This window comes from Lelliottia amnigena, from assembly GCF_019047465.1.
Lineage (GTDB): Bacteria > Pseudomonadota > Gammaproteobacteria > Enterobacterales > Enterobacteriaceae > Enterobacter > Enterobacter amnigenus.
Map to the genome: position 1 here is coordinate 423597 of NZ_CP077236.1, position 13078 is coordinate 436674.

The 13078-nt window shown below is 51.1% G+C and carries 11 protein-coding genes and 1 tRNA gene; 5 read left to right on the forward strand and 7 right to left on the reverse strand.

All coding sequences use genetic code 11. The annotated features are described in order from the left end of the window. Positions 1 to 2: 2 nt before the first annotated feature. The gene (gene aroC, locus I6L74_RS02005; protein ID WP_059179357.1) at positions 3 to 1088 is read right to left on the reverse strand and encodes a chorismate synthase; all 1086 of its coding nucleotides are present in this window, start codon (positions 1086 to 1088) and stop codon (positions 3 to 5) included. Between the two features lie 60 nt (positions 1089 to 1148). After that, positions 1149 to 2081, reverse strand: coding sequence for a 50S ribosomal protein L3 N(5)-glutamine methyltransferase (gene prmB / locus I6L74_RS02010; RefSeq protein WP_059179358.1), 933 nt, complete (start codon positions 2079 to 2081; stop codon positions 1149 to 1151). A gap of 157 nt (positions 2082 to 2238) precedes the next feature. Between prmB and smrB the strand changes: the two genes are divergently transcribed. After that, entirely contained in the window at positions 2239 to 2790 is a 552-nt protein-coding gene (smrB, locus tag I6L74_RS02015) for an endonuclease SmrB (protein ID WP_059179359.1), read from the forward strand. Between the two features lie 45 nt (positions 2791 to 2835). Here the strand turns inward: smrB and sixA are convergent, their stop codons facing one another. The 4 genes from sixA to I6L74_RS02035 all read right to left on the reverse strand — a co-directional run bounded on the left by sixA (position 2836) and on the right by I6L74_RS02035 (position 7436). Next, positions 2836 to 3321 (reverse strand): phosphohistidine phosphatase SixA, encoded by a 486-nt coding sequence (gene sixA / locus I6L74_RS02020; RefSeq protein WP_059179501.1) that lies wholly within the window; start codon positions 3319 to 3321, stop codon positions 2836 to 2838. A gap of 210 nt (positions 3322 to 3531) precedes the next feature. Next, a complete protein-coding gene (fadJ, locus tag I6L74_RS02025) occupies positions 3532 to 5679 on the reverse strand; it encodes a fatty acid oxidation complex subunit alpha FadJ (RefSeq protein WP_059179360.1) in 2148 nt (715 codons plus the stop codon). Beyond that, positions 5679 to 6989, reverse strand: a complete 1311-nt coding sequence (gene fadI, locus I6L74_RS02030; protein WP_059179361.1) for an acetyl-CoA C-acyltransferase FadI — start codon at positions 6987 to 6989, stop codon at positions 5679 to 5681. Before fadI ends, fadJ begins: the two co-directional genes overlap by 1 nt. 162 nt (positions 6990 to 7151) lie before the next feature. Continuing rightward, positions 7152 to 7436: a YfcZ/YiiS family protein gene (locus I6L74_RS02035; RefSeq protein ID WP_015959881.1), complete on the reverse strand. Its 285-nt coding sequence runs from the start codon at positions 7434 to 7436 to the stop codon at positions 7152 to 7154. A gap of 372 nt (positions 7437 to 7808) precedes the next feature. Here I6L74_RS02035 and fadL point away from each other — a divergent pair, with 372 nt between their 5' ends. Further along, entirely contained in the window at positions 7809 to 9143 is a 1335-nt protein-coding gene (gene fadL / locus I6L74_RS02040; RefSeq protein WP_059179362.1) for a long-chain fatty acid transporter FadL, read from the forward strand. 46 nt (positions 9144 to 9189) lie between these two features. Here the strand turns inward: fadL and mlaA are convergent, their stop codons facing one another. Continuing rightward, positions 9190 to 9942, reverse strand: a complete 753-nt coding sequence (mlaA, locus tag I6L74_RS02045; RefSeq protein WP_059179363.1) for a phospholipid-binding lipoprotein MlaA — start codon at positions 9940 to 9942, stop codon at positions 9190 to 9192. A 314-nt stretch (positions 9943 to 10256) separates the two neighbouring features. Between mlaA and I6L74_RS02050 the strand changes: the two genes are divergently transcribed. The 3 genes from I6L74_RS02050 to I6L74_RS02065 all read left to right on the forward strand — a co-directional run bounded on the left by I6L74_RS02050 (position 10257) and on the right by I6L74_RS02065 (position 12680). Continuing rightward, on the forward strand, positions 10257 to 11198 hold the full coding sequence (locus I6L74_RS02050; RefSeq protein WP_059179364.1) for a formate/nitrite transporter family protein: 942 nt from the start codon (positions 10257 to 10259) through the stop codon (positions 11196 to 11198). A gap of 75 nt (positions 11199 to 11273) precedes the next feature. Beyond that, a tRNA-Arg gene (locus I6L74_RS02055) sits at positions 11274 to 11348 on the forward strand. A gap of 954 nt (positions 11349 to 12302) precedes the next feature. Continuing rightward, complete coding sequence (locus I6L74_RS02065; protein WP_234592825.1) at positions 12303 to 12680, forward strand: hypothetical protein; 378 nt, start codon at positions 12303 to 12305, stop codon at positions 12678 to 12680. Positions 12681 to 13078 lie beyond the last annotated feature (398 nt).

Sequence of the window (13078 nt, forward strand, 5' to 3'; positions counted from 1 at the left end):
GGTTACCAGCGTGGAAGAGGGGGAATCACATCCGCGTTCTGCGCGCGCTGGCGCAGGAAATGATCCATCAGCACGATCGCCAGCATAGCTTCAGCAATCGGCACCGCGCGGATACCCACGCAAGGATCGTGACGGCCTTTGGTGATCATTTCAACTTCTTCACCCGCGCGATTAATCGTGTGACCAGGCACCGTGATGCTGGAAGTCGGCTTCAGTGCGATATTGGCCACAATCTGTTGGCCGCTGCTGATACCGCCCAAAATACCGCCCGCATGATTGCTCTGGAAACCTTGCGCGGTGATTTCGTCGCGATTCTGGCTGCCGCGTAGCGCAACGACCTCAAAACCGTCGCCAATCTCCACACCTTTCACGGCGTTAATGCTCATCATCGCGTGCGCGATATCAGCATCCAGACGGTCAAACACCGGTTCGCCTAAGCCTGGCGGCACGCCATCAGCGACAACGGTGACTTTTGCGCCAATGGAGTCGCCCTCTTTTTTCAGGGCGCGCATCAGTTCGTCCAGCGCATCGATTTTGTCCGCATCGGCACAGAAGAACGGGTTCTGTTCAACCAGATCCCAGTCTTTGATGGCCAGCGGAATATCGCCCATTTGAGTCAGACAACCGCGGATCACAATGCCAAACTTCTGCGCCAGATATTTTTTCGCAATCGCACCTGCGGCAACGCGCATCGCGGTTTCGCGCGCAGACGAACGACCGCCGCCGCGATAATCACGGAAACCGAATTTTTGCTCGTAGGTGTAATCAGCGTGACCTGGGCGGAAAACATCTTTAATCGCGCCGTAATCCTGAGAACGCTGGTCGGTATTTTCAATCAGCAGGCCGATACTGGTGCCCGTAGTGCGCCCTTCGAAGACGCCGGAGAGGATTTTGACCTGGTCTGGCTCGCGACGCTGCGTGGTGTAACGCGAGGTGCCCGGACGGCGACGGTCAAGGTCGTGTTGTAAATCGGCTTCGGTCAGTTCGATGCCCGGCGGAACGCCGTCAACGATGCACCCGAGCGCCAGACCGTGCGACTCACCAAACGTGGTCACGCGGAATAATTGTCCAATACTGTTTCCTGCCATCACGGCTCCGTTATCGTTGTTCTCTGTTTGAGCAGGTGAAACGGGCCGAAGCCCGCAAGATTAATCTTTATAGATGCTGAAGTATTCACGCGCGGCGATAAGCTGCGCTTTGGTCAGCATGAAGACGCCTTCGCCACCGTTGTCGAACTCGAGCCAGGTGAAAGGCACCTCCGGGTACTGCTCCATCAGATGTACCATGCTGTTACCGACTTCACAAATCAGAATACCGTCATCGGTCAGATAATCCGGCGCGCAAGCCAGAATGCGGCGCGTCAGCTTCAGACCGTCTGTACCGGATGCCAGGCCGAGTTCGGGTTCGTGGCGATATTCATTCGGCAGATCGGACATATCTTCCGCATCCACATACGGCGGATTGGTCACGATCAGATCGTATTGCAGCGTCGGCAAATCGCGGAACAGATCGGAGCGGATCGGCGTCACATGATGAATCAAACCGTGCTCTTCGATGTTGTGTTCAGTGACGGCCAGCGCGTCAGTCGAGATGTCCACCGCATCAACTTCTGCTTCCGGATAAGCGTAGGCGCACGCGATCGCAATACATCCGCTACCGGTACACATATCCAGAATATGTTCCGGTTGATGGTCCATCAGACCCGCAAAATGATTGTTGATCAGCTCGCCAATCGGTGAGCGCGGCACCAGCACGCGTTCATCGACATAAAATTCGTGGCCGCAGAACCAGGCTTTGTTGGTCAGATACGCGACCGGAATGCGTTCGTTCACGCGACGGATCACGCGCTCAACGATACGGTGTTTTTCGCTGGAGGTCAGGCGCGCAGTGCGCATGTCTTCGGGGATATCCAACGGCAGATAAAGCGACGGCAGTACGAGCTGCACAGCTTCATCCCACGGGTTATCCGTGCCGTGACCGTACCAGATATTAGCCGCGCTGAAGCGGCTAACGGACCAGCGCAACATGTCCTGAATGGTATGCAGTTCGTTTACTGCTTCATCGACAAAAATTTTATCCATTATTCTCTCCAGGGCATGCTTGCATAATTTTCGGCGGCTAGTTTGCCATGAAGACGGCGATAAATCAGCATTGTCGCGACGCGAGACAGGTGAAAAAATGCGTTTTGCTTGCGCCTCCCTCAGGTAAACTAAGGGAAATAAGAGATGAGACCCAAGAATGAAAAAGAAAACATCGCTTAGCGAGGAGGATCAGTCGCTGTTTCGCCAGCTTATGAGCGGGACGCGTCAAATCGCCCAGGACACCATTGTTCATCGTCCGATCCGTAAAAAAATTACCGAAGTGCCGGTTAAACGGCTGCTTCAGGAACAAGCCGATAACAGCCACTATTTTTCAGATGAATTCCAGCCGCTGCTCAACACACAGGGCCCGGTAAAATATGTGCGCGAAGACGTCAGCCATTTTGAGCTGAAAAAATTACGTCGTGGGGATTATTCGCCAGAGCTGTTTCTTGATCTGCATGGCCTGACGCAGATGCAGGCGAAACAGGAGCTCGGGGCATTGATTGCGGCGTGCCGTCGCGAACATGTCTTTTGCACCTGTGTTATGCACGGGCACGGCAAACATATTCTCAAACAACAAACGCCACTGTGGCTGGCTCAGCATCCACACGTGATGGCTTTTCATCAGGCACCGAAAGAGTACGGCGGAGATGCCGCATTGCTGGTGTTGATTGAAATTGAAGAGTGGCAGCCCCCTGAGCTGCCCTGACAGAGTGGCGGGTAATACTATTTACCCGCCAGATCGCACGTCACGTCAGATAGCTTTTGCCATCTTCAAATTGCACGGACTCATTTGCCAGTTGAATACCCCTTTGCCGCTTTCGTCGAGCGTGACGTTAGCAATGGCCGAGGTGGTAAACATCGGAGGCGTTTCGCCAGGGCACAGTTCAGCAACTAAATAGCCGACCAGTGGCAGGTGGGAAATGACCAGCACAGACGCGACGCCCTCATGACTCAATGTCTGAAGATAACCGCTCACCAGACCGATATCGCCGCAAGGTGTGAGTTCAGGAAGCACGTCCACGTTTTTAGGTAGGTTCATACATTCGCCTACCACGTCTAGCGTCTGTTCAGCACGCAAGAATGGGCTCACCAGAACACGAGCAATGTCCACTTTTTGACCCTTGAGCCAGGTGGCCATTAGACGAGATTCGTCACAGCCGCAGGTTGTCAAAGGACGAACAGAGTCACTGGCGGCATCGAGTGCCGCGTCGCCGTGACGCATGATAAAAACTTGCATATTGCACCGCTTTTGTTGACCAGGATCACCGGCGTTGACTACCCGCGAATACAGCAAAAAGGCAGAAAACCCGATGGCCGGGCATTGTGCCTGATCCATTCGATGAATGAAACGCTGTTTTTTACCTTAATGGCGTAAGTATAGTCAATATCTGTTTACAAATTAGACAATGGCTATCCCATTCACCCCAGGATCTACTCTATTTTGACCCTAATTTATTGGGTCAGTTTCCTGTGCTGGCCAAAAACGCAGCTTATTTTCTGCCATCTGTTTTAATGCCTCGCAGGGTGTAAATCGAGAGCCATAAAGTGATGCCAGACGCTGCAATGTCGCCACAACTTCACCCGCACCCAGACTATCCATATAGCGGAACGGGCCGCCCAGAAACGGCGGAAAACCAATGCCAAATACGGCGCCAATGTCACCGTCGCGCGCGTTTTTAATCACATTTTCATCAAAGCAACGCGCCGCTTCGTTAAGCATCATCATGACGCAGCGTTCAGCGCACTGTTGCGCGGTAAGCTTGCCCTGGCCACTGGCATTGATAAGCCCATAAACCGAGGGGTCAACCTGTTTCTTGCTTTTACGCCCTTTTGCTGCGTAAAGATAGAAACCCCGACCATTTTTTCTGCCTTTGCGATCGTCATTCAAAATCGCTGAAACAACATTCGCAGGGGGACTAAAGCGCTCGCCATAAGCTGCTTCAAGCACAGGTATAATTTTAGTGCCTGTATCAATTCCGACCTCATCCAAAAGTTGGATTGGCCCAACCGGGAACCCAAACTTTACCAACGCGTCATCAACATTTTCGACTTTTTCGCCTTCGGTCAGCAGCCGCATGGCTTCATTGATATACGGGGCAAGAATACGATTGACGTAAAATCCCGCTTTATCTGCCACGACTATCGGCGTTTTCCCTTGCCGCTTAGCGAGCTTAACGACCGTTGCTACGGTTTGTGGGCTGGTCGACGCGTGAGGGATCACTTCAACCAGCGGCATTTTTTCTACCGGACTGAAGAAATGCAAACCAATCACCTGTTCTGGTCGCGCCGCATTTGCCGCGATATCGCCTATTGGCAAAGATGACGTATTGGATGCAAAAATCGTATGTGGCGCACAGTGCTGCTCAACGTCCGCCACCATCTGTTGCTTTAGTTTCAGATCTTCAAACACGGCCTCAATGACCACGTCACGGTGTTTGAAACCGCTAAAGTCTGTGGTGCCTGAAATCAGCGCCAGTTCTCGGTCTCGCTCGCTGGCTTTGATATGGCGGCGTTTTACCTTTTGATCAAGCAGCTGCCAGCTATATTGCAGCGCATGGTTGATGCCTTTCGCATTAATGTCTTTGATACGAACGGGCAATTTGCCTTTACTGGCGGTCACAAAAGAGATGCCTCCGCCCATTAATCCGCCGCCCAAAACGCCAATGGCATTTAGCGGACCAGGAGCAGCCTCGCTGCCGGGATCTTTTTTGACATCCGTGCTGGCAAAAAAGATGCTTCGCAGGGCCTGCGATTGAGGCGTCATTGCTAATTCGCCAAAGGCTTTGGCTTCTGCGGCGTAACCGCTGCTGCTTCCCTGTGATAGCCCCGTTTCGATAACGGCTAAAATACGTTTCGTCGCCGGGTAGTTGCCTTTGGTTTTTTGTTCGGTTTTCTTGCCAACCGCATTAAACAGCAGCGCGCGGCCAAGCGGCCCCGCCAGGATGCGCTCCCGCACGGGCAAATGACGGCTTGCCTGCCGTTCCTTTTGCGCCAGCTCAACGGCCGCTTTTAGAAGAATAGAATTAGGAACCACTTCGTCGACCAGGCCGACTTTTAAGGCCTGCCGTGGACGGAGCTGTTTACCAGTGAGAATCATTTCCAGCGCAGTGCTGACACCCACCAGCCGTGGTAATCGTTGCGTTCCGCCAGAGCCTGGCAACAAACCAAGCTGCACTTCCGGCAGGCCAAGAACGGTTTTTGCATCATCCGTACAAATGCGGCTATGGCACGCCAGCGCTAATTCCAGCCCACCGCCGAGGCAGGCGCCATGGATCGCGGCGATCGTCGGGATTGGTAAACTATGGATCTCCGCCATGATTTGCTGCCCTTGCCGGGCAAGCTCCTCAGCCTCTTGCGCACTGTTAGCGCGGGCAATCATGTTGATATCCGCACCCGCGATAAAGTTGTCAGATTTGGCGGAAATGAAGATCAGCCCACGGATATTTTTGTTGTCGCGGACCTGCTTCAAAATGCTGCGTACCTGAACGCCAAATTCGGCTTTCAGGGTATTCATTTTCTCGCCCGGGACATCGATAGTGACAACCGCGATGTTGTCCAGACGCACGTTAAGTGTAAATGCGGAAGTCGTTTCCATTATTCAGCCTCCAGAACCATCGCTGCGCCCAAACCACCCGCCGCACACGCGGTGACCAGACCAAATCCTCCGCCGCGACGGCGAAGCTCGTGCAGGGTTTGCGTAATCATTCGAGCACCGGTGGCCGCAAAGGGGTGCCCATAGGCAATCGAGCCGCCAAGAACGTTAAATTTGCTCTCATCTACCTCGCCCGTGGCGTGCGGTCGGCCAAGAACATCGCGAGCAAAACGTTCGCTGCCCAGCAATTGCAGATTCGCCAGAGTTTGCGCGGCAAAGGCTTCGTGCATATCGATGAGTGTTAAATCCGATAGCGCTAATCCGGCACGCTCCAGTGCCAGCGGTGTCGACCATGCTGGCCCCAACAGCATATCCTGCCACACGTCGATGGCGGTAAACGCATAGCTGCGCAGATACCCAAGTGGAACCAGACCCAACTCTTTCGCCCGTGATTCGGTCATCAGGATAACCGCCGCCGCGCCGTCGGTCAGCGGGGTGCTGTTTGCCGCCGTAACGGTGCCATGTTTACGATCGAATGCCGGACGTAATTTTGCATAATCCGCCAGCGTTGAGGTGCCGCGAATATTATTATCTTCGGTGAGCGGTTCGCGAAATGGCGGGATATACGCCGTCATCACTTCGTCCCTGAGCTTGCCTTCTGACCAGGCCTGCGCAGCGCGCTGATGTGAACGATGCGCCAAAGCATCTTGCTGTTCGCGCGTGATACCGTACGTTTTCGCCATTTGCTCGGCGGTGTCGCCCATGCGCAGGCCCGTCGAATATTCCGCGACGGCAGGAGGAACAGGTGCGAGATCGCGTAAACGCAGTTGAGAGAAAAGCTTAAGGCGTTGCCCCATTGTGCGCGCTTTATTGACGTCCACCAGCACACGCGCCAGTTTCTTGCTGACGCCAATAGGCAAAACGGAAGAAGAGTCGGCGCCACCCGCAATACCGGCGCGAATGGTTCCCGTCATTAGACTTTCAGCGACGTTTGCCACCGCCTGAAAGCTGGTCGCACACGCGCGGCTGACGCTATACGCGTCGGTATGCACATTCATACCGGTGCCCAGCACAATTTCACGAGCGATATTCGGTGCTTCAGGCATCTGAACAACCTGGCCAAAAACCAGTTGCTCAATGACGTCAGGGGATATTTCGCTGCGAGCCAGCATCTCCCCCACCACCATTTTGCCCAAATCGACAGCCGGTATTCCATGAAATGCCGTCGCCTGGCGTGCAAATGGCGTACGCAATCCGCTGACAATGGCGATGCGATCGCCCTGGCGGGTGATAAGCGGTAATGCCTGACTCATAACACTCCCCTGTTAATGACAAAACGCATAAAGTGGTCTGACCTGATAACAGTCTTAACCATTTTTTTACATTCAGCCAATCAGGGAAACGAAAAAATGCGAGCTAAAACACAGAGAAGAAAAAGAAAACGCCCCTGAAGAACAGAGGCGTAAAAGACGGGATTAACGTAAGCCGAGCTGGAAAATCAATGTTTCTGCTTCGCAAGCAAAAATGAAATCGATATCCAGTTTCACACCACCTTCAACTTCGGTGAGCGTAGATTTGATTTCGCAAGGATCGGACTCCACGTCGCGAGCGCGCTTAGTCAATGCACTCAGCGTTTCTTCGGCGTCCGCACGTTTACTAAACACGCGGCTGTAAGACGCGGTGCAATCCGTATTGTCCATGATGGTACCGACATCCATACAGCAGCAAACCGGGGTTTCATCAGCACTGCATTTACTCATAGCTCAAGTTCCTCTGGATTCGCGCACGGCGCGAGATAAATACGTTGTCGATATTTTACGCCCGAGCCGGTGGTCTCTCCAGTCGTTAATGGCGCAAAAGGCGATAAGTGAGCGATATCACACTAAAAAATGATCTAACGCAAAAATCACCCTTTTCAATGAGTGCGACGGGTCGCATTTTTGCCACGCAGATCCCGTTTCGATAAACATCTTTGAAAAACTTAATAAACAAACTTGCAACATTCCATCTGGTCAGACCTATACTCTCGCCACTGGTCTGATTTCTAAGTGTTACCACAGACCCTACACTCCGCGCTCCTGTTACTACGTGTAACAATTATTGAATAAAAAAAACTCAATGAGGTTATGGTCATGAGCCAGAAAACCCTGTTCAAAAAGACTGCGCTGGCAGTCGCAGTGGCAATCGTATCAACGTCCGCCTGGTCAGCGGGCTTCCAGCTCAACGAATTTTCTTCCTCTGGCCTTGGCCGTGCCTATTCTGGGGAAGGCGCAATTGCCGATGATGCAGGCAACGTGAGCCGTAACCCGGCGCTGATCACGATGTTTGATCGCCCAACCTTCTCTATCGGTGCGGTTTATATCGATCCTGATGTAAACGTCACCGGAAAATCCAGCCTGACAGGGCAAAGCGCGAATCAGGACAATATTGCTCCGGTAGCCTGGGTGCCTAACATGCACTTCGTGATGCCCATTAACGATCAGTTTGGCTGGGGTGCATCGGTCACGTCAAACTATGGTCTGGCAACCGAATTCAATGACAGCTATGGCGCAGGTATTTACGGCGGCAAAACCGATCTGACGACGATGAACCTGAACCTGAGCGGTGCATATCGTCTGAACAGTAACTGGAGCTTCGGCCTTGGCTTTGATGCCGTTTATGCCAAAGCGAAAATCGAACGCTACGCGGGCGATCTGGGTCCATTACTGGCTTCCCAACTCCCTCCTCCATACAGGGATGGTATTAGCTCACCGAGCGACCAAATTGCATACCTGAAGGGTGATGAGTGGGGCTTTGGCTGGAATGCCGGCATTCTGTATGAGCTGGATAAAAACAACCGCTGGGGTCTGACTTACCGTTCAGAAGTTAAAATCGACTTCGAAGGCGACTATAAGAGCTCCATTAACCCGGCGCTTAACAGTATTTTCGCCAGCATGGGGATGACTTCCCTGCCAACCGGTACCGGCGGAAGAACACAGAACGGTGCGTTGACTCTGAACCTGCCTGAAATGTGGGAAGTGTCCGGTTATAACCGCGTCGCGCCACAGTGGGCCGTTCACTATAGCCTGACTTATACCAGCTGGAGCCAGTTCCAGGAACTGAAAGCGACGGGCGACAACGGCCAGACGCTGTTCCAGAAAGACGAAAACTTCAAAGATGCTTATCGTATCGCGCTGGGTACAACCTACTACTACGATAAGAACTGGACCTTCCGTACGGGTATCGCATTCGATGACAGCCCAGTGCCGGCCGACAAACGTTCTATCTCAATTCCGGATCAGGACCGTTTCTGGCTGAGCGCAGGTATGACATATGCCTTCAACGACGATGCTTCTGTTGATGTGGGTGCATCCTACATGCATGGTCAGAACGTCAGCTTCACCGAGGGTGAAGGTGTGTCTGCGTACGAATTCAAATCTGCAGGTAAAGCGTGGCTGTTCGGTACTAACTTCAACTACGCGTTCTAATTCCGCAATCATTAAAAAAGGTGAGCATTTGCTCACCTTTTTTTATTTATTCCGCATCAATCTCGGACAGTTCGTTTTCGATAGCTTTCGCATTCGGGTTATCTTCCGGCTTCAGCTTGCCACCGCTGGCAATGAAATCATGATTCTGGAAGTAAGCTTCACGCACCATGATATAAGGATCGGAAGACTGGCGCAGCAGGCCGTCAGAATCCAGCAATTGCGCGCGCGTTTCAATTCCTTCGACCGTCCATTTCCCAATCGATAGCGGCCACGTCAGCCATGACAGAACCGGATAAAGCGTATCAACCATATCGCCACCGTCATCACGAACGGTAAAGCTACCATAGAACGGCAAATGCATATACGGGCCATAGCCGACGCCATAACTTCCGAGCGTACTACCAAAGCGGTGCGGCTGTTCACGTTGCAGTTTCTGGTTAGACATCCCAGCCACATCGATAAAGCCGCCCATACCCAACAGGGTGTTCAGGAAGAAGCGAGTAAAATGCACCATCCCCTGATACGGATCGCCTTGCAGGAAGAAGTTCACCATCACCGCGGGCTCTTCCAGGTTACTGGTGAAATTGCTCAGCCCATTGCGCGCAGGTTGCGGAACATAGTCGCGCCATGCCACAGCCACCGGACGAACCAGATACGGGTCCAGCACGTTGTAGTTGAAGCTATACATGGAGCGGTTGAATCCTTCTAAAGGATCGGAGCGCCCCGTTTGCTCGCCTGAGCTGGCGCAGCCCACAAGCAGGCTTGTGCCCAGCGCAAGCGCCGACAGCCGAAGTTTCATTTATTTCTCCCTGTTAAGTATGGCTATCGTAGATTGCCATCCGTAACGGAGCGCATGACGCTCCTCTATAAACATGCAAGTGATTGTAACAGCACGTTTCTGGATGTCCACGCACACAATGCCGGGTGATGATCGCTCACGCCCTGATCACAGCATAGCCTGACTTTGCCATTTCATTTGATGGCGATTTTAGCGTGTGACACAACGTGATGTATCGCGTTTGTTGCCATTACCAAAAAATAAGAGCATCCCGACGGGCAACATCCGAAAAAACGCTACGATTATAGTGATGATAACGAAGCGAGACATTTTCTATGGACGATCTAAAAGAAGAAAAAATTGATAAACATTCGGATGAACTTGAAGTTGAAAGCGAAGAAAAGCAGCGTGGTAAAAAAATAGAAATCGATGAAGATCGCCTTCCCTCACGAGCCATGGCTATTCACGAGCATATTCGCCAGGACGGCGAGAAAGAGCTTGAACGTGATGCCATGGCCCTGCTGTGGTCTGCGATTGCAGCGGGATTGTCGATGGGCGCATCGCTGCTGGCGAAAGGTATTTTCCACGTACAGCTAGAAGGTGTTCCCGGTGGTTTCTTGATTGAGAGCCTGGGTTATACCTTTGGATTTGTCATCGTCATAATGGCGCGCCAACAGCTGTTTACTGAAAATACAGTGACCGCGGTTCTGCCGGTGATGCAAAGTCCGACGTGGGGAAATTTTGGCCTTTTAATGCGCCTGTGGGGCGTTGTGTTACTGGGGAATCTTATTGGCACAGGAGTGGCGGCATGGGCCTTCGAGTATATGCCTATTTTTGATGAGCCGACTCGCGACGCGTTCGTCAAAATTGGTACGGACGTCATGAAGAACACGCCTCTTGAGATGTTCTCCAACGCCATTATCTCCGGTTGGATTATTGCCACCATGGTCTGGATGTTCCCGTCTGCGGGATCCGCAAAAATTGTCGTTATTATCCTGATGACATGGCTTATTGCACTGGCCGATACGACGCATATTGTGGTGGGAACGGTTGAAGTGTTGTACCTGGTATTCAATGGGACGCAGCACTGGACAGACTTTTTCTGGCCCTTCGCGCTGCCGACTTTGGCAGGAAATATCTGCGGCGGGACCTTCATTTTCGCCCTCTTAAGCCATGCTCAAATTCGCAATGACATGTCGAATAAACGTAAGGCGGAGTTAAAGGAAAAAGAAAAAGCTCGGCAAAACAATGACGAAAGTCCAAAAAAAACGGATTAAATGGCGACTCTTTGAGCAGTCAAGCGGCATTGAGCTTAACGCATAGCGTAAATAACGCTATACTCGTGCCGCTTCGTCCCCTTAGTTAAATGGATATAACGAGCCCCTCCTAAGGGCTAGTTGCAGGTTCGATTCCTGCAGGGGACACCATTGAGACTTTTCGTTATATCTACCAAATCCTACTTAGCCTGAAATCAGCCGTTACTCCTCTTTTCTCGACTTAGCAATCTCAACGAGTCCAACCCCTGTTGAACGTTATTTACTCCGTGTTCAAAAAATTATCCTCTGCCACTTGAGTAAAAACCTAAATGTCTTTGAACCTGTGCCTGAGACAACGGCATCCGGTCATTCTTGTTATCGGCCTGGTAAGCTGCCGCTGCGTTTATGAAATTACTGTTTAGGGTAACGAGGCTGCTGACGCAATTCATCCCCTGTGCTGGCTTTTATGTTGCCGGTAGCGGAGACAGAAATGCAGCAAGCCAAATCTGTAAAAATCAGGCCGGTGTAACACCCGCCCTTCAACCATGAACTCTGTAATGTATGGCTGACGAGATTTCAGCCAGTAGACTGGCAGCGTTATTTTATTCACATTGATCTTTGCGCGCTCCGAAATGGGCCGCGGCTCTATTCCGTTGCTATAATTGCCCATCAAAACACGTTTCATACGCAATTCAGACTTTTTCTGTGCGCCGCTTGTATGCAAAAAACTGGATAGTGACGCGAGCCTGATAAAATAAAAGACAAGACAATCTCAAAACGATAAATAAAGACAATTAAGCGAAAATCCGGGAAATAAACATTGAGCCTCAATGACTACATTTACCGTCAAGAATACATAATCATTCCCGATATCAATTCATCTTTACGTGACAGATGCATTCGAGAAGGTACATCCCTCCCGGAAATGCAGGTCCGTGCAAGTTTTATGGACAGTAAACTGCGCACCAAACTTGTATCTCTTTGAGTTATCTATACAATGTTATCTCTGCTGGGCATCAATAGACCACCACCTCGCGTGTACCTCGTCAACAACGCCGCTGATTCAATCATGCTGACGGCAATTCCAGTACTGTTCCTCGCAATATCATCCTCAACGGAGACACCTTGAAAATTTTACTCTTACTCAGCCTCATCACCCTCATAAGCTCACCGTCGTTTGCCGCCACCGCTATTCGGCTCTCCTGTTCTTTACGGAGCAGTGTGACCATCTCTCACTTTAAATATCAGCTCAGCACCATGAAATGGGCCGATCGCTTTCAAATTGCCTCAGGTGTTAACCATGCCCGCACAAAAAATAACACGCCTTACGTGGTGACTCACTTCAGGAATGGCGATGACCTTGTCATTTTTGAGGATACCCAACAGTATTTTTTACTGTACGCGAATAGCGATACGCCCGACCGTTGTTATTTGAAAGACACTTACACCTACGATATTTTAGATCTACCCCGCTTTCATCAAGTAAAATCGGCTGCACGCTGATTTCGTGAAGCCTGTTGAATCATGTTAATCAGCAGGCTTTACAGCACTCTTCATAAAACATTAAACAGCAGGCTATCTGAACGTGGCGACGAATTATCACCACAAAACAGACGTTCATCGTTTTGCTGTCAAAATATCACTCTGTAAAATGACTTTCACAGATGACGCCAAAAGCCCTTTCGTCTAACACGGGTCGATAATAAAGCCAGATGACTCTTTAACGACGTTATTTCATGACTGTATCAGGTTATTTAACATCCTGTGGCACTCGAATAAGATGATTATGGTTTCATTATCCGGATATTTAAGAATCAATATTGGCGGTCGTACTTATGCAATATAAGTCGAAATACTGACGCTCGCGTTGTACTTTAAAGCCTATAATCCTCACCATCCTG

What these genes read in the sequence shown, in the direction of transcription:
- smrB (WP_059179359.1), top strand. Translation starts at nt 2,239, where the DNA reads ATGAAAAAGAAAACATCGCTTAGCGAGGAGGATCAGTCGCTGTTTCGC.
- fadJ (WP_059179360.1), bottom strand. Translation starts at nt 5,679, where the DNA reads ATGGAAACGACTTCCGCATTTACACTTAACGTGCGTCTGGACAACATC.
- I6L74_RS02050 (WP_059179364.1), top strand. Translation starts at nt 10,257, where the DNA reads ATGGACGATCTAAAAGAAGAAAAAATTGATAAACATTCGGATGAACTT.
- mlaA (WP_059179363.1), bottom strand. Translation starts at nt 9,942, where the DNA reads ATGAAACTTCGGCTGTCGGCGCTTGCGCTGGGCACAAGCCTGCTTGTG.
- fadL (WP_059179362.1), top strand. Translation starts at nt 7,809, where the DNA reads ATGAGCCAGAAAACCCTGTTCAAAAAGACTGCGCTGGCAGTCGCAGTG.
- I6L74_RS02035 (WP_015959881.1), bottom strand. Translation starts at nt 7,436, where the DNA reads ATGAGTAAATGCAGTGCTGATGAAACCCCGGTTTGCTGCTGTATGGAT.
- aroC (WP_059179357.1), bottom strand. Translation starts at nt 1,088, where the DNA reads ATGGCAGGAAACAGTATTGGACAATTATTCCGCGTGACCACGTTTGGT.
- prmB (WP_059179358.1), bottom strand. Translation starts at nt 2,081, where the DNA reads ATGGATAAAATTTTTGTCGATGAAGCAGTAAACGAACTGCATACCATT.
- sixA (WP_059179501.1), bottom strand. Translation starts at nt 3,321, where the DNA reads ATGCAAGTTTTTATCATGCGTCACGGCGACGCGGCACTCGATGCCGCC.
- fadI (WP_059179361.1), bottom strand. Translation starts at nt 6,989, where the DNA reads ATGAGTCAGGCATTACCGCTTATCACCCGCCAGGGCGATCGCATCGCC.